We start from the raw sequence: 13938 nt of genomic DNA, 5'->3' as shown, positions 1-13938 counted from the left end.
CGCGCATGGCGCGCTCCTACAAAGACAGCCTCGGGCGTGGTTCAACGCAGGAGATAGGGAATCTCGACGCGCACCGCGCCGGTCGGGCAGTCCTTCTCGCAGGGCATGCAGTACCAGCATTCGTCGAAGGCCATGTAGGCCTTCTGGGTGGCGGGGTTGATCGCCAGCAGGTCCATCGGGCAGACCTCGACGCAGACGGTGCAGCCCTTGTCGGCGATGCACTTGTCCTCGTCCACCGTCACCGGGGCGCTGGAGCGGAAGAAGATTTCCTGGGGTTGGTAGGCCATTGCACGCGGTCCTCATCGTGTTGCTTGCCGGCCGTCATGGCGGCGGGCTGATTCTGTTCGGTGTTTCCGGGGTGGTACTGGTGCTCGGGGTTTCCCTCTCCCCAACCCTCTCCCTGAAGGGAGAGGGGGCCGTTCGGAGTGTTGGATGTTTCTGTGCTCGCCAGGTGACTCCGCGGTTGCCGCTCGCGCCGGACAGCTCCCTCTACCGCTGGCGGGAGGGGGCGGGGGGAGAGGGGCTTTATGGCCGGCCGGAAATGCTCAAGCCGCCTCGCTCTTCACCCGCAACCGCTCGTAGGCCTGCTGCTCGTCCTCATCCAGGGCGATCACATAGGGCTCGATGGGCTTCTTGAAACTGGTCATCGCTCCGTCCTCGCCCTTCTTCAGGTGCACATGGCAGAACCAGTCGGCGTCGTTGCGCTGCGGGTAATCCACGCGGTGGTGGTACAGGCCCCAGCGGCTCTCGGTGCGGAACAGCGAGGCGCGGGCGGCCATCTCGGCGCAGTCGCGGATCACGCTGACTTCCATGGCGCGCATCAGCTCGTGGGGGTTGTTGGCCTTGAGCTGGTCGAGGTCGCGGGCGATCTCGGCGAAGCGCTGCAGGCCGATCTCCATCTTCTTGGTCACCTTGGGCGGCTGCAGGTAGTCGTTGACCATGCGCCGCAGCTTGTATTCCACCTGTGCGGGCGGCAGGCCGTGCTCGCGTTTCAAAGGGGCGAAGACGCGTTCACGCTCGCGTTCGACCTGGGCGGCATCGACCTCGCTGAACTCGCGGCCGGCCACGTATTGCGCGGCATTGACCCCGGCGAACCAGCCGTAGGTGAAGGCGCCGAGCATGTAGTTGTGCGGCACCGCAGCCATGTCGCCGGCCGAGTACAGGCCCTTGACGCTGGTCTCGGCCTTCTCGTTGACCCACACGCCCGAGGCCGAATGGCCGGAGCAGAAACCGATCTCGGAGATGTGCATCTCCACCATCTGCTGGCGGTAGTCGGTGCCACGGTTGGCGTGGAACTGGCCACGGCTCGGGCGTTCGTTGCTGTGGAGGATTTCCTCGATGGTCTGGATGGTTTCCTCGGCCAGGTGGTCGAGCTTGAGGAACACCGGGCCGTTGCCGCCTTCGAGTTCCTGGTGGAACTCCCACATCATCTGGCCGCTCCAGTAGTCGCACTCGATGAAGCGCTCGCCCTTGCTGTTGGCGGTGTAGCCGCCCAGCGGGCCGGTGACGTAGGCGCAGGCCGGGCCGTTGTAGTCCTTGATCAGCGGGTTGATCTGGAAGCACTCCAGGTTCGAGAGTTCCGCACCCGCGTGGTAGGCCATGGCGTAGCCGTCGCCGGCGTTGGTCGGGTTCTCGTAGGTGCCCATCAGGTAGCCCGACGAGGGCAGGCCCAGGCGGCCGGCGGCGCCACAGGCGAGGACCACGGCCTTGGCGCGGATCACCTGGAACTGCGCGGTACGGCAGTCGAAGCCGAGCAGGCCGTTGACCGCGCCTTCTTCATCGATGAGCAGGCGGGTGACCACCAGGCGGTTGGTGATCTCGATGCGCGCGCGCTTGAGCTGGCGGTACAGTACCTTCTTGATGTCGTGGCCCTCGGGCATGGGCAGCACGTAGGCGCCCATGTGGTGGACCTTCTTCACCGCGTAGTCGCCGACTTCGTCCTTCTCGAACTTCACGCCCCAGCGGTCCAGCTGCTGCAGGGTCTCGAAGCTGTGGGTGGCGTAGGCGTAGACCGCCGCCTGGTTGACGATGCCGTCGTTGGCGACGGTGATTTCCTTGGTGTACTGCTCGGGCGTGGCGTGGCCGGGGATGATGGCGTTGTTCAGCCCGTCCATGCCCATGCTGATGGCGCCGCTGCGCTTGACGTTGGCCTTGTCCACCAGCAGCACGCGCAGCTCGCGGTTGGCTTCCTTGGCCTTGATCGCCGCCATGGGGCCGGCGGTGCCGCCGCCGATCACCACGATGTCGTAGGCGAGTTCCTTGTCCTCGGGGATCTGGGAGAGGTCGAACTGGGTCATTGGTGCTGTCCCTTGTGGCGGTCGATGCGCAGGCGGTACTGGAAGGCGTCGCCGCGGTAGTAGAGGTGTTCGTAGTCCATCGGCGCGCCATCGGCGGTGTGGGTCAGGCGCTCGATGCGCATCACCGGCGAGCCTTCTTCCACTTCCAGCGCGCGGGCGAGTTCCGCGTCGGCGAGGATGGCGTCGATGGCCAGGTCGGCATGGCCCAGGGGCAGGGCGCAGTCGTTTTCCAGGATCAGGAAGATGTCGCGGCTGACCAGGTCGGCCTTCTCCAGGCGCTTGCCGACGGCCTCGGGCAGCCAGGTGATCTCCAGCGACACCAGCTCGCGGTTGACCAGGCGGGCGCGCTTGATCTGCACCACGTTCTCGCCCTCGGCGACTTGCAGGCGGGCGGCGACCTGGGCATTGGCCGGCACGGTCTTGAAGCTGCTCAGGCGGTTGATCACCTCGTAGCCGCGCTGGGTCATGGACTCACCCAGGCCCTGCAGGGTGCTGACGTTCTGGAACGCCTTGGGCTTGGCGACGAAGGTGCCCTTGCCATGGATCTTGAAGATCAGCCCTTCCTTCTGCAGGTCGCCCAGCGCCTGGCGCACGGTGATCCGGCTGACCTCGAAGGCTTTGCCCAGCTCGGCCTCGGACGGCATGCGGCTGAGCGGCGGATAGGTGCCGTCGAGGATGCGCGTGCGCAGGACTTCCTTGAGCTGGCTGTACAGGGGAACGGGGGAGAGGGGGAGTAGTTCGGCCATAGTTCATAACTTGTTATGACGAGTTACCGAAACTATAAAAGGAATAATTGATTCAGGACAAGAAACGATTTGGCATAAGCATAGAAAGCGTCGTCAGCAGGGCGATCTCAGGTTTTTTGTAGGAGCGAGCTTGCTCGCGAACCGCCTGAGGCCAGAGCGCCCGGGTAATCCGTTCGCGAGCAAGCTCGCTCCTACAGGGTCAAAAGCCCTCGCGCGGAGATTTCCGCCCCATAGGGCGGACATCACCTCAGAACGGCCGGCTGCCAGACAGGCTGATGCGCTTCAGGCGACGCTTCTCGCTGGCCGGGAAGGCGTTGCGACCATGCAGCACGGCCTGGTTGTCCCACCAGACGATGTCGCCCACCGACCATTTGTGGCTGTAGATCAGCTCGGGTTTCTGCAGATGCTCGCGCAGCTTCTCCACCAGCGCGGCACCCTGCACCGGATCGGCACCGGGGATTTCCACCTCGGTGTGCACGGAGAGGAACAGCACGCGCTTGCCGTTTTCCGGATGGGTGCGCACCAGCGGGTGTTCGGTGCCCTGGATGGGCTCGATGTCCGGGGTGCGGTAGCGCACGAAGGTGCCGTTGTAGCCGCCGCTCTTCAGGCGGATGAAGGGGTTGTAGTTGATCAGGCGCAGTGGGTCGATCTCGGCGCGGGTTGCTTCATCCAGCGTCTCGTAGGCGCGGGCGAGGTTGGTGAACTGGGTTTCTCCGCCGCTGTTCGGTACTTCCAGCGCATAGAGGAAGGAGCCGGATGAGGGTACCGGCGTCCATTGGTGGTCGACGTGGGCCGGCAGGGCGAAGTTGCCCAGCTCGCCGTCCTCGGTGTTGGCCACCTTGACGATGTCCGGCGCCTTGCCGTCGGCGCCTGAGGACAAGACCGGAATGTCCGCCGGCGGCTGGAACACCGCGCCGAACAGGGTGGCGAAGCGCAGGTACTGCGGGTCGTCGAGTTGCTGGTCCTTGAAGATCAGGATGTGGTGCTCGCGGTGGGCCTGCTTGATCGCCAGGATCTGTTCCGGCGTCAGCGGCTCGCGGGCGTCGAGGCCGCGTACTTCGGCGCCCAGCGGAGCGTCGAGGGGGACGATGGCGAAGGGTTCGGGGGTGGATTGTTGTACGGCGTTGGATTGGGTCATCGGTATGGTCCTGAGTAGGGGATTCCCTCTCCCCAACCCTCTCCCTGAAGGGAGAGGGAGTATTCGAATGAGGCGTGCCTGTTGGGTTGTCCTGGCACTTCGGTGTCAGGAGGAAGTCATGACTGCACTTCACGCCTACCCAGTCCCCTCTCCCTTCAGGGAGAGGGTTAGGGAGAGGGGCTTTCAGATTTTGGCGTTAAGGTTCAAACCTTCTTGATCGTCCGACTACGCTGCCCGTCGATACCCACCGGCACTTCGCCGCTGAGCGTCACGCGGCGCACGATGCGCGGCTGGGTGCCGTAGTCGTCGACGGCGTAGTGCTGCGTCGCGCGGTTGTCCCAGATGGCCACGTCGCCCGGCTGCCAGCGCCAGCGCACAGTGTTTTCCAGGCGGGTGACGTGGCTCTGCAGCACGGCGAACAGGTGCGCCGAGTCGTGCTGCGAGAGGCCCTTCAGGCGCTTGACGAAGTGCCCGAGCAGCAGCGTCTTCTCGCCACTGATGGGATGCACGCGCACCACCGGGTGCTCGGTCTCGTAGACGGTGGAGGTGAACACCTTGCGGTATTCCTCCAGGCGCGCCGGGTCGAAGTTCGGGCGGATGCCGGCGTAGTCGTATTCGTTGCTGTGCACGGCCCAGAGCGAGTCGGCCAGCGCCTTCAGCTCCGGCGTCAGGTCGTCGTAGGCGGTGGCGGTGTTGGCCCAGACGGTATCGCCGCCGGATTCCGGTGCCACCACGTTGCGCAGGATCGACGCCTTGGGATAGGCGTCGACGAAGGTCACGTCGGTGTGCCAGGAGTTGGCGCGGCGACCCTGGGCGCCATCCAGCTCCAGCAGGTAATGGGTGCCTTCCTGAACCGGCACGGTGGGGTGCGCCACCGGCTCGCCGAGCAGCTTGGCGAAGGCTTCCTGGCCCTGGTCGTCGAGCTGGGTCTGGCCACGGAAGAAGATCACTTTGTGCTGCACCAGCGCCGCCTGGATGGCCTCGATGGTGGCGGCGTCGAGATCACCGGAAAGGGTCACGCCGCGAATTTCCGCGCCGATGCGGCCGGCCACCGGGTGGATGTCCAGGTGTGCCAGGTCTTGCTGAATGGCTTGTGCTGCAGTGCTCATCTCATCGTCCTCTTGCTGTGGCAATAGCGCCGCGCCAAAGACGCGGCGGATGGGGATCAGAAGTCGTAGCGAACCGACGCGCCCAGGGTCCGCGGCTGCCCCACCGAGGCGGTGTAGGAGCCGTTGATGCTGGCGAAGGCGGCCAGGTAGTAGTCCTTGTCGAAGGCGTTCTTCAGCCAGACGGAAGCGTCCAGCTGGCCGTCGCCGAGGTCCTTGCGCAGGCCGACGGAGAAGTTCGCCAGGCCGTAGCCGTCGATCTTCGAGAGGTCGGAGTTGTCCAGCGTGCCCTCGGCCTCGGAGCGGTAGGAGTAGCTGCCGGTCACGTACGGGCGGATGCCGTCGTCGAGGTTCCAGGCGTATTCGCCATTGAGGTTGGCGATCCATTTCGAGGCGCCGACCACGCGTTGCCCGGTGAGGTCGCAGGTGGCGGGCGCGCCGGGCTGGGTGGAGATTTCCGCCGGGCACGGGGCGTCCTTGAACGACAGGTAGGTGACGTCGTTGTAGGAGCCGTTGACGTTCAGCGTCAGGCCGCGAATGGGCAGCGCGGTGGCCTCGAATTCCAGCCCGCGCGAGCGCACGCTGCCGGCGTTGGAGAGCACCGAGACCAGCTGGGTCGAGCCCGGCGGCTGGTACAGCGTGGTCGCCTGGTAGCCGTGGATGCCGGTCCAGAAAATGTTGGTGTTGAGCTGCAGGCGGTTGTCGAACAGGGTGGTCTTGATCCCCAGTTCGGCATCGTTGGCGCGCTCCGGGCCGACCAGCAGGGAGTCGGCGCCGGCCGTTGGCGCACTGGCCACGGCCAGGTTCACGCCCCCGGACTTCTCGCCGTGGGACATCGAGGCGTAGCCGAGCAGGTCATCGGTGAACTGGTAGCTCAGGCTCAGCAGCGCCGAGGGCGCGAAGCTGTAGAGGCTGAGGTCGCCGGAGTCGTAGGCGCCCAGCTGGTTGTTGCGGACCACTGCGCCGACGCCACTAACCGGCGCACCGCCGACCGGGGCGAAGCGCTCGACCTTGGCGTCCTTCTCCTCGTAGGTGCCGCGCAGGCCGGCGGTGAAGTCCAGCTTGTCGGTGAGGTGCCAGGTGCCCTGGGCGAACAGCGCAAAGCTGTCGGTCTCGATCTTGCCGTTGGCCTTGGAGTAGGTGTTGTTCAGGGCGTTGAGGTTCGCCCCCAGCAGGTACGGGTCGGCCAGCGGGCCGTAGTCGGTGAAGGTCTTGTTGCCCAGGTTCTGGTTGAACGCATAGGCGCCCAGCACGTAGTCGAAGAAGCCGCCGGTGGGCGAGGCCAGGCGGATTTCCTGGGAGAACTGGCGGTCGTGGACTTCCACGCCGGTGTTGTTGATCGCCGAGACGTTGAGCTGCTCGTCGTTGGCCGGGGTGAAGTGCCAGTAGCGATAGGCGCTGATGGAGGTCAGCTTGTAGCCGCCGTTGAGGTTCCAGTTGGCCTCCACCGAGCTGCCGCCCTGGTGCACGCTGACGTGCTGGCGGCTGTTGATGTTGACCTTGTGCCGGTCGGGATCGCGGATCGGCGAGGCGCCGACCGCGGCGGCACGCTGCCAGAAGCGGTCGGCGGCGCCGTACACCACCATGCTGCCGTTGCTCGAATCCTCCTCGTTGTAGTCGTTGATCCAGCGCAGGTCGAAGTCTTCGTTGGGCTTGAACAGCAGTTGCCCACGGATGCCCTGGCGCTCGCCGCCGTTCAGGGTGTTGTCGTCATGGACGTTCTTGATGTAGCCGTCGTCGCGGGTGCGGTAGGCCGAGACGCGCCCGGCCAGGGTGTCGGTCAGCGCGCCGGAGACGGTGCCCTTGCCCTGGAAGTAGCCATCCTGGCCGCCGGAAACCTCGACGCTGCGCTCGGGGGTGAAGGTCGGCGCGCGGGTGCTGATGTTCAGCACGCCGGCCGTGGTGTTCTTGCCGAACAGCGTGCCCTGCGGGCCGCGCAGCAGTTCGAGTTGCTCGATGTCCAGCAGGTCGAATACCGCCATGCCCGGGCGACCGAGATAGACGTTGTCCAGGTAGACCCCGGCGCTGCCTTCCAGGCCGTCGCTGGCCGGGTTGTTGCCGATGCCGCGCACGGCGATGCTCGACTGCCGCGCATGGATGAAGGCGACGTTCACGCTGGGCAGGATCTGCTGCAGGTCCTGCACCTTGTAGACGCGCTGGGTTTCCAGGGTTTCGCCGCCGACCACGGTGATCGGCGTGGGCACCTTCTGCGAATCCTCCTCGCGGCGGCGGGCGGTGACGGTGACCTTGCCCAGGGTGGCATCGGCCTTGGCCGGCGCGGAGCTGACGGGCTTGCTGGTGTCACCGCCGGTGGTGGCGTCCTCGGCCTCCTCGGCGAGCACCGGCAGGGCGCCGCCCAGCGCCAGCAGGACAATGGCGTAGCGCAGCCGGTGGGGCTTGAAGGGGAAGGGTGATTGTCTCGAAGTCATGCTGTGTCCTTGTCTCTGCACGCAGTACGCGGGCAAAACGGGGCCGCGCCACGCAAAAGTGGCGAACGACGTTTTTCGTTGTGGGTGGGTGCGGCTTTGGCTGTCAGCGACAGCGGGACAGGCACATTCGCGAGGAAAGGAGGTGCAGGGCTGGCATCGGGCGACTCCTGGTCTGAGCTATATTCTTAGTTCATAAAAGAATAGATGTTTGTTTTATTCTTCATTGACGGAATAAGAGCTTGCATTTAAAACCAGCGCATAACGAGCGGCAAATGCCTTTGCCCACTATTTTCAATGCCGGAAATGCATCATGGATCTGCGCCAACTCCGCTACTTCATCGCCCTCAACGAACACCGCAGCTTCGTTCGCGCCGCGGACGCCATGGGCATCACCCAGCCGGCGTTCAGCCGCAGCATCCAGGGCCTGGAGCAGGAGCTGGGCTGCCGCCTGGTGGACCGTGGCAGCAAGGACCTGCGCCCGACCCCCGAGGGCCAGGTGGTGCTGCAGCACGCGCTGAGCCTGGTGCAGGGCGCCAATAACCTGAGCCACGCGGTGGCCCGGCTGAACAAGCTGGACTCGGGTGAGCTGCGCTTCGGCAGCGGGCCGGCGCCGGCGCAGAAGCTGGTGTCCGATGCGGTGTCACGTTTCGTCCAGCGCTACCCGCGCATCCACATCCAGTTCGGCGTGGACAACTGGGAGCGCCTGGCGCGCAGCCTGAGCCGCGAGGAGATCGAGTTCTTCGTCGCCGACATCCGCCATTTCGAGGCCGACCCGAACTTCCAGACCCGCGCGCTGAAACCACGCAGCGGCCTGTTCTTCTGCCGCGACGGGCACCCGCTGCTGGCCAAGGAGAGCCTCTCCACCAACGACATGTTCGCCTACCCGCTGGCGGCCACGCTGATCCCGCCCAGCGCGCGGAAGATGCTCGCCAACCTCAGCGGCAAGATCGACATCACCACCAACGTGCAGTGCGAGGACATGGCCTCGCTGGTGCGTATCGTCAGCCAGACCGACGCCATCGGCATCGCCGTGGAAGAGGCGCTGAGCGAGCCGATGGCGCGCGGCGAACTGGTGCGCCTGCACTTCCGCAACCTGCCCAACAACGTCGACATCCTCCAGGCCCGTTGCGGCATCGTCACCCGCAGCGGCGACCGCCTCTCGGCAGCGGCGCGGGCGATGATCGAACTGCTGGTCGACCTGGATGCGGGCGTGGAGAGCGAGGTGGCGTGAGGCCGGGCCTCCCGTGACGTGACCCCTGGCAGACAAGCGCCAGGGGGATTTACCGAACCTTTACAGAGCGCCAAAGAACTCGCTCAGGCAGTGCATGTCAATCTGATGGCAATCCCAAGGGGCCTGTTTACAGGCATACCAATGGAGTGGTCAGGAGCATTGCATCATGCGCTTCCCATTCGCCGTGGTCCTGCTGGCCGCGCTGGGTTTCAACACTGCGCAGGCCGAGATATTCACCTGTACCGTCGATGGTCGCCAGACGTTCTCCCAGGTTCCGTGCGGTGACGCAGTCACCGAGGTCAAACCGCGGATCTGGAAGCCGACCCCAGTGGACATCGAACGGCAGAAGTCGGCCAATCAGTCGGTGGTCAACGCTACGCTGCAGATGCAGTACGTCAGGGAACTGACTCGCCTGCGCAATGCCATCAGGGACGCAGGCATTGCCATCGACGAACTGATCGAGGCGCGCGACGAGCGCCTCCAGTGGTTGCAATACGAGCGCAGTCGCGCCAACAACAACCTGGCGGGCGCAGTCTGGGAAAACAGCATTGTTTCGGACATGAACGGCGTCAGAGCAGACTACGGCAGCCGGATTCAGGAGATGTCCGACTACCGGAACATGCTGATCCGCAAGCTGGAGATGCTCGAAAGCCAGAAGCCTCCCGTTCAGGACGCCTCCAACCTCGGACAAGGAAGCATCGCACGGTGAAGATCGAGTACCGGCAGGGCCCCGAGCTTACGTTCCGCCCCGCCCGCATTACCGATGTCCCCTACGTCCAGCGCGGCGAAGAGGCCTATATCCGCCAGTGGGAACCCACCCACGAGGAGCGTTGGCGAGAAGATTTCGACCGGCACCTGGCGCGTTGGCTGGAGCACTCCGAGCGCCTGACCATCGCCGAGTCTGAAGGCGAGAGCGTTGGCTACAGTCTCTGGTTGCCCGAAGGGGGCAGCGCGGAGCTCTGCACCCTGGGCGTCAGCTTGGCGTGGCGGGGAAAGGGCGTCGGTGCGGCGCTGCTGCAACGCTACATCGCCGATGCCCGGCAGGAAGGCTACACGCGACTCAAGCTCAGCGTTCGCCCCGACAACCCGGCGCGGCGTCTGTACGAACGCGCCGGGTTCGAACCGCAGGGCAGCGACGCCCTGGGCTATCGGCAGTACGAATTGTGCATCGACTGAAGCGTCAGACCCACTCGGTGCTGCGCTTGCGGCGCACACGCAGCATGGTCGGCAGGATCAGGCCGGCGAGCAGGCCGGCGCCGGCGATGCTGCCGCCGTAGGCCATGTAGCGCATCAGCACCTGCTTGTTCTCGTCGCCCAGTTGCGCCTGGGTATCACGCAGCTGCGAGCGCGCCTGGTTCAGCTCGGCGTCCAGGGCGCTGCGCGCGGCCTGCAGCTCGTCGATGAGCTTCTTGCGCGCATCCAGGGTTTCCTGCATGCCTTGCACGCGGTTCTTCCAGGAGTCGTCGATGGTCTGCAGCTGGGTGGTCAGCTCGGTGACCTTCTGTTCCAGCGAGGGCAGGCGCTCGGCCTGGCCGGGCTTCTCCTGCAGGTCCTTGCTGGCGATCCACACCGTGCTGCCGCTGTCGCTGCGCACCTGGCTGTAGTCGCCGGAGGTGCTGACCAGCTGGACTTTCTGCCCGGAGGTCAGGGTGCCGACGATGCGGTAGCCGTCGGTGGGGCCGCTGCGCACATAGGTGCTCAGACTGTCGTTCACCCAGCGCGAGTTGCTGGCGGGCTCCTCGGCCTGTGCCGGAGCGCCTGCGGCCAGCAGGCTGGCGAACAGGCAGGCACCGAGGGCGCGGGTCTGGAGGGGAGAAACTCGGGCGGGGAAGCGACGCGATAGGGACATGGGCAATCTTCACATGACTTGGAACGAACCCCGCCTTGCGGGAGCGAAAACGTCGGCCGGGCAACTTATTGAGAACTAGCCGGGTGGCCAATGGCCAGGAAACCCACCCGGGGGGCCGACAGCACACAGACAGTCGACGGACGCCGAGAGTTCACCGGTAGGAAATTGCACGGATGAGTGGTGGGAAAATGCCTGCACTGCCTGGGCAGCCCGTGCGCCGGATAACCGAATCGTCATCCTTGCCTCAGCTTCCCGTTAGCGGCGGCCTTTTAAGGTGGAATCACTTTCAACCCCCCTGAGGTGACTGCCATGAAACTCTCCCGCATCTTCCTGACCGCTACGCTGCTCGGCACTTCCTCCCTGGCCCTGGCCGACGGTGGCGGCGATATCACTTTCGCCCGCATGGAACAGGCCCGCCAGCAGGTCATGCAGGCTTACCAGAACGCACCCTCGCCGACGCAGATCGCCGAGGCGAAGCAGTACACCTACGGGATGAACCTGGACATCGCCGAAGTCGTGGCGGTGACGCCGATGAGCACCGACTGCGGTGTGGTGCCGGTGCAGCTGCGCTACAAGGACTCCTTCGGTGACGAGCAGGCCATCGAGTACCGCACCGAACGCGTCGCCTGCCGCGCCACCCGATGATTCAGTTCAGTCGGCTGGCGAAGGAAACGTCAGGAGGAAGCGCGTCGGCCCTTCCTCCGAACTCTGTGCGCTGGCCAGGCCCAGGTGCAGCTCCATGATCGAACGCACGATGGCCAGCCCCAGGCCGGTGCCGCCCTGTGCCCGCGAGCGGCCCTTGTCCACCCGGTAGAAGCGCTCGAACAGGTGCTCCAGGTGCTCGGCGGCAATGCCTGCGCCGGGGTTCTGCACCTGTAGCGTCACGGCTTCGCCATCGTCCCGCACCTGCACGCTGATGCTCTCGCCCTCGGGCGTGTGGCGGATGGCGTTGGACAACAGGTTGGAAATGGCGCGCTGGATCATCAGCCGGTCGCCCACCACCAGCCCGCGACCTTCGATGACGATGCGCAGAGACTTCTCCTCGGCGCTGAAATCGAACAGCTCGGCGACCTTCGCCGCTTCCTCTTCCAGCCGCACTGGCTCCTGCGGCAACAGCGCGCGCGGATGGCTGACCTGGGCAAGGAACAACATGTCGCTGACGATCCGGCCAACCCGTTCCAGCTCCTCGGTACTCGCCGCCAGCACCGCTTCGTACTCTTCCTTTTGCCGTGGCCGCGACAGCGTAACCTGAGCCTTGCCCAGCAGGTTGCCGATGGGCGAGCGCAGCTCGTGGGCGATGTCGTCGGAGAACTGCGTGAGCTGCTGCACGCCGCCATCCAGCCGGTGCAACATCAGGTTCAGCGCCCGCGCGGCCTTGCCCAGTTCCCGTGGCAGGTCCTGCACGGGAATGCGGTGACTGAGATCCTGGGTGGTGATCAGCGAGGCCACCTGGCCGAACTGCCGCAAGGGTTGCAGGCCGCGCTTGGCCACCAGGCGCGCGCCGAGGGCGATCAGCAGCAGCAGCGCTGGCACGGCCAGCCAGGCCGAGCGCAGGAAGGCGCCGAGCAGGGCGTCGTCGTCACGCCGATCCAGGGTCAGGAATACTCGCAAGGTATTGCCGTCGCGCAGGCGGATCAGGCTGCGCTCGGTGAGCAGTCGGCGGCCGTCCGCCGAGGTCCAGCCGAAGGCACGGCCGCTGCCGGCGAACTCGTCGAGTTTCGGCAGATCGGTATTCGGGCCGCTGCTGAATTGCGCCGGCCGTCCGCGTTGCTCATCGAGCAGCGCGGCGCTGAGATTATCGTGTCCCATCAACTGGTCCTGCAGGGCATGGCCGCGCAGCGGCAGGGCGGCGAGGCCGGGGTCGGCCTCCAGTGCGTGGCGCAGCTGGCCGAGCTTGTCCTCCAGTTCGCGGTGGGCGCGCTGGTCCAGCTGATGATCGAGGGCGAGGTAGGCGAGGGTAAGCAGCAAGGCCATCAGCACCGAACCCAGCAGGCCGACCCACAGGCCGATGCGCAGCGACAGGCTGGCCGGTTTCATGCGCGGGACTCCAGCACGTAGCCGACCCCGCGCAGGGTGTGGATCAGCTTTTCGGCGAAGGGATCGTCGATCTTGGCGCGCAAACGGCGAATGGTGACTTCCACCACGTTGGTGTCGCAGTCGAAGTTCATGTCCCAGACCAGCGAGATGATCTGCGTGCGCGACAGCACTTCGCCGCTGCGGCTCATCAGCAGGTGCAGCAGGGCGAACTCCTTGCTGGTCAGGTCGATGCGCTGGCTGTCGCGGTAGGCGCGATGGCGGCCGGGGTCCAGTTCCAGCCCGCCGATCTCCAGCACTTGCGGCTGGTCGATGCGTTCGCTGCGGCGCATCAGCGAGCGCACGCGGGCCAGCAGTTCGGGGAATTCGAAGGGCTTGAGCAGGTAGTCGTCGGCACCCAGGTCGAAGCCTTTCACCCGCTCGGTGAGGCGGCCGCGGGCGGTGAGCATCATCACGCGGATGTCGCTGTGCTGGCGCAGGCTGGCGAGCACGTCCCAGCCGTCCATCTGCGGCAGGTTCACATCGAGGATGACCAGGTCGTAGGCGCACTGCCGGGCCAGGTGCAGGCCGTCGACGCCGTTGTCGGCGCGGTCGACGACATAGCCGCTTTCGCTCAGCCCCTGTTGCAGATAATCGGCCGTCTTGTGGTCGTCCTCGATGAGCAGGATTTTCATGGATAGTTACCCGGTAATGACGTGAAGAGGGGTGCCGCAGGCGCAGGGAAGTTCATGCCGCCAACGAGAAAGGCGCGCAGTCTAGAAGCAGTAGCGACTTCAGGGTCAACCGTGGCGATGTCGCATTTCTGACTGGGGGTGGAGCAATGAAAGTTCTGTAGGTTGTTGGTCTGCAAGGGATTTCAGAAGAACATCAGTTTGTTCGGAGTGAGGCGAATTGTTTCCTGAAGTTACCCGGAAGAGGCGCGGTGCCTTTTTAAATACATACAACGGGAAGTCGGCGGATGGCCAATTACATGTTTGTAATTATCCAGTCACCTTGTCGCTAGAGAGGAACTTCTAGATTCGCCGGTGGAAATGACGGGATGCCGTCGAAGTTGACTCCACCGTGCGAGGTCCGCCGTGTTTTCAAGACGTTCTGCATTCGCCGCCAG

13 protein-coding genes are annotated in these 13938 nt (G+C 65.1%); 4 read left to right on the top strand and 9 right to left on the bottom strand.

The features are described 5' to 3' along the window. Positions 1–41: 41 nt before the first annotated feature. The 6 genes from UB43_RS00445 to UB43_RS00420 all read right to left on the bottom strand — a co-directional run bounded on the left by UB43_RS00445 (position 42) and on the right by UB43_RS00420 (position 7716). Positions 42–287, bottom strand: a complete 246-nt coding sequence (locus UB43_RS00445) for a ferredoxin family protein (RefSeq protein WP_024767017.1) — start codon at positions 285–287, stop codon at positions 42–44. A 258-nt stretch (positions 288–545) separates the two neighbouring features. Next, positions 546–2297 (bottom strand): fumarate reductase/succinate dehydrogenase flavoprotein subunit, encoded by a 1752-nt coding sequence (locus tag UB43_RS00440; RefSeq protein WP_045207331.1) that lies wholly within the window; start codon positions 2295–2297, stop codon positions 546–548. Continuing rightward, positions 2294–3043: a GntR family transcriptional regulator gene (locus tag UB43_RS00435; RefSeq protein WP_045207330.1), complete on the bottom strand. Its 750-nt coding sequence runs from the start codon at positions 3041–3043 to the stop codon at positions 2294–2296. Before UB43_RS00435 ends, UB43_RS00440 begins: the two co-directional genes overlap by 4 nt. Before the next feature lie 247 nt (positions 3044–3290). Then, positions 3291–4181, bottom strand: a complete 891-nt coding sequence (locus UB43_RS00430) for a TauD/TfdA family dioxygenase (protein WP_045207328.1) — start codon at positions 4179–4181, stop codon at positions 3291–3293. Between the two features lie 203 nt (positions 4182–4384). Then, entirely contained in the window at positions 4385–5290 is a 906-nt protein-coding gene (locus UB43_RS00425; RefSeq protein WP_045207325.1) for a TauD/TfdA family dioxygenase, read from the bottom strand. Positions 5291–5346: 56 nt separating this feature from the next. Beyond that, a complete protein-coding gene (locus UB43_RS00420) occupies positions 5347–7716 on the bottom strand; it encodes a TonB-dependent receptor (RefSeq protein ID WP_045207323.1) in 2370 nt (789 codons plus the stop codon). A gap of 310 nt (positions 7717–8026) precedes the next feature. Here UB43_RS00420 and UB43_RS00415 point away from each other — a divergent pair, with 310 nt between their 5' ends. The 3 genes from UB43_RS00415 (at position 8027) to UB43_RS00405 (ending at position 10123) form a co-directional block, all read left to right on the top strand. After that, positions 8027–8947 (top strand): LysR family transcriptional regulator, encoded by a 921-nt coding sequence (locus UB43_RS00415; RefSeq protein ID WP_045207320.1) that lies wholly within the window; start codon positions 8027–8029, stop codon positions 8945–8947. A gap of 166 nt (positions 8948–9113) precedes the next feature. Continuing rightward, positions 9114–9656 carry a DUF4124 domain-containing protein gene (locus UB43_RS00410; RefSeq protein ID WP_045207317.1) on the top strand — a complete coding sequence of 181 codons (543 nt, stop codon included), beginning with the start codon at positions 9114–9116 and terminating at the stop codon, positions 9654–9656. Continuing rightward, the gene (locus UB43_RS00405; protein ID WP_256204863.1) at positions 9653–10123 is read left to right on the top strand and encodes a GNAT family N-acetyltransferase; all 471 of its coding nucleotides are present in this window, start codon (positions 9653–9655) and stop codon (positions 10121–10123) included. The genes UB43_RS00410 and UB43_RS00405 overlap by 4 nt, the downstream gene beginning before the upstream one ends. Positions 10124–10127: 4 nt before the next feature. Here the strand turns inward: UB43_RS00405 and UB43_RS00400 are convergent, their stop codons facing one another. Continuing rightward, entirely contained in the window at positions 10128–10796 is a 669-nt protein-coding gene (locus UB43_RS00400) for a TIGR04211 family SH3 domain-containing protein (RefSeq protein WP_045207315.1), read from the bottom strand. 309 nt (positions 10797–11105) lie between these two features. On the opposite strand from UB43_RS00400, the gene UB43_RS00395 reads away from it, so the two are divergent. Continuing rightward, the gene (locus tag UB43_RS00395) at positions 11106–11441 is read left to right on the top strand and encodes a co-regulatory protein PtrA N-terminal domain-containing protein (RefSeq protein ID WP_045207312.1); all 336 of its coding nucleotides are present in this window, start codon (positions 11106–11108) and stop codon (positions 11439–11441) included. A 6-nt stretch (positions 11442–11447) separates the two neighbouring features. On the opposite strand, the gene UB43_RS00390 is transcribed toward UB43_RS00395, so the two are convergent. Both UB43_RS00390 and UB43_RS00385 read right to left on the bottom strand, forming a co-directional pair. Then, entirely contained in the window at positions 11448–12833 is a 1386-nt protein-coding gene (locus UB43_RS00390) for a heavy metal sensor histidine kinase (protein WP_045207309.1), read from the bottom strand. After that, positions 12830–13504 (bottom strand): heavy metal response regulator transcription factor, encoded by a 675-nt coding sequence (locus tag UB43_RS00385; RefSeq protein WP_045207307.1) that lies wholly within the window; start codon positions 13502–13504, stop codon positions 12830–12832. Before UB43_RS00385 ends, UB43_RS00390 begins: the two co-directional genes overlap by 4 nt. Between the last annotated feature and the right edge of the window lie 434 nt (positions 13505–13938).

Source organism: Pseudomonas sp. 21 (assembly GCF_000955805.1).
Classification (GTDB): Bacteria; Pseudomonadota; Gammaproteobacteria; order Pseudomonadales; family Pseudomonadaceae; genus Pseudomonas.
Note: the sequence above shows the minus strand (reverse complement) of the source record. Positions and strands in the feature narration are given on the sequence as shown.

Bases quoted from the DNA above. Each gene is read 5' to 3' on its own strand.
- UB43_RS00430 (WP_045207328.1), bottom strand. From the start codon at position 4,181: ATGACCCAATCCAACGCCGTACAACAATCCACCCCCGAACCCTTCGCC.
- UB43_RS00410 (WP_045207317.1), top strand. From the start codon at position 9,114: ATGCGCTTCCCATTCGCCGTGGTCCTGCTGGCCGCGCTGGGTTTCAAC.
- UB43_RS00400 (WP_045207315.1), bottom strand. From the start codon at position 10,796: ATGTCCCTATCGCGTCGCTTCCCCGCCCGAGTTTCTCCCCTCCAGACC.
- UB43_RS00390 (WP_045207309.1), bottom strand. From the start codon at position 12,833: ATGAAACCGGCCAGCCTGTCGCTGCGCATCGGCCTGTGGGTCGGCCTG.
- UB43_RS00435 (WP_045207330.1), bottom strand. From the start codon at position 3,043: ATGGCCGAACTACTCCCCCTCTCCCCCGTTCCCCTGTACAGCCAGCTC.
- UB43_RS00425 (WP_045207325.1), bottom strand. From the start codon at position 5,290: ATGAGCACTGCAGCACAAGCCATTCAGCAAGACCTGGCACACCTGGAC.
- UB43_RS00440 (WP_045207331.1), bottom strand. From the start codon at position 2,297: ATGACCCAGTTCGACCTCTCCCAGATCCCCGAGGACAAGGAACTCGCC.
- UB43_RS00420 (WP_045207323.1), bottom strand. From the start codon at position 7,716: ATGACTTCGAGACAATCACCCTTCCCCTTCAAGCCCCACCGGCTGCGC.
- UB43_RS00385 (WP_045207307.1), bottom strand. From the start codon at position 13,504: ATGAAAATCCTGCTCATCGAGGACGACCACAAGACGGCCGATTATCTG.
- UB43_RS00395 (WP_045207312.1), top strand. From the start codon at position 11,106: ATGAAACTCTCCCGCATCTTCCTGACCGCTACGCTGCTCGGCACTTCC.
- UB43_RS00445 (WP_024767017.1), bottom strand. From the start codon at position 287: ATGGCCTACCAACCCCAGGAAATCTTCTTCCGCTCCAGCGCCCCGGTG.
- UB43_RS00415 (WP_045207320.1), top strand. From the start codon at position 8,027: ATGGATCTGCGCCAACTCCGCTACTTCATCGCCCTCAACGAACACCGC.